The organism is Leptospira idonii, from assembly GCF_004770995.1.
GTDB classification, from domain to species: Bacteria; Spirochaetota; Leptospiria; order Leptospirales; family Leptospiraceae; genus Leptospira_A; species Leptospira_A idonii.
Genome location: NZ_RQHW01000020.1, coordinates 1 through 1123, shown reverse-complemented (window position 1 = coordinate 1123; position 1123 = coordinate 1). Strand labels below are relative to the sequence as shown.

The following is a 1123-nucleotide window of genomic DNA, read 5'->3' as shown; positions in this document are numbered from 1 at the left end:
CGTATATTAGCTCAAAGATTGAACCATTTTCAATTTGAGCATGGTACAAAACTTGAGTTTGAAATGAAATTTGATTCGATCCCTGATAATTTTAATTTTAGTGAAGATTCTTTAAATGTCATTACGCTAATGAAAGAATTCGATCCTATTGTATTTAGCTCATTTCCTATTTTACAAGCAAAATTAAAGGACTCTATTATCAAATTTGCAAAGGGAAGTCATTTTACGATTTCCCTAGATGGAGTCAATATTGAAAATCAGAATACAAGAATTTTGAAATTTAATGATAATCCTAAATTCTTTGATTCGGATATGATGATTGAAATTGAGTTAAAGCCAAGGCTAAATACCAGATCTATTAACATCCTTTATCGAGGACAACCAGTTAAGGACCATAATCATACACAATTTTATTTATTTGATATCACTGCTAATCTTTTTGATGAAAAGGCAGATTATTGGCTAACAATTGATAGAAATTCAATTAGATCTAGTAAAAATTCAGAATTAATTGATAAAATTACAAAGGCAGTTGAAAATACGCTTCCTAAGTTTCTAGATTTTTATACCGGAAAAGCCAATAACGGTACAGCTTCGATTGAAGATAAAGAAGCCTTAGGGATTTTTCATTTAGGTATTTATCTTTATTATAATTCAATATATTCCAATTTAAATAAATCAATGTTTCTTGATCTTAGGACTGATCTAAACAAGCATCCAACCTTTCGTGAGATGAGCATTGAAAAAAATAATTGTATTCGATTTGAAGTATATACCGATCGTCATTCCCCTGATGATAGGAAAATTACATATGAAAGCAAGGAAGGGATATTAGCAATAGATACGCGGGAAATTTTTATGACACATTATTTAAGACTATACTTGCATAAAGAATTTGACTCACATAGAATTGAGAAAGTAAGTTATGACTCTGATTATCGTAAACGAAAAATAACCTACATTGCTGAGAATAAAGGGACTCGATCTCACAGTATAAGCCCTAGTGCATTTAAATACTATTGTAGCGAATATATTCGAATTTTTTCCCTTTCCTATTCATATAGTAATGCACGTGTTTGGTTTTCAAAATTTTCAGAAGAATACTCTTTGTTAGAGGTGGAAA

The 1123-nt window shown here is 29.9% G+C and carries 1 protein-coding gene; it reads left to right on the top strand.

Annotated elements, in window-relative coordinates; all coding sequences use genetic code 11:
• A partial coding sequence (locus tag EHS15_RS19075; RefSeq protein WP_167884170.1) for a hypothetical protein occupies positions 1-1123 on the top strand: 1123 nt, incomplete at both ends.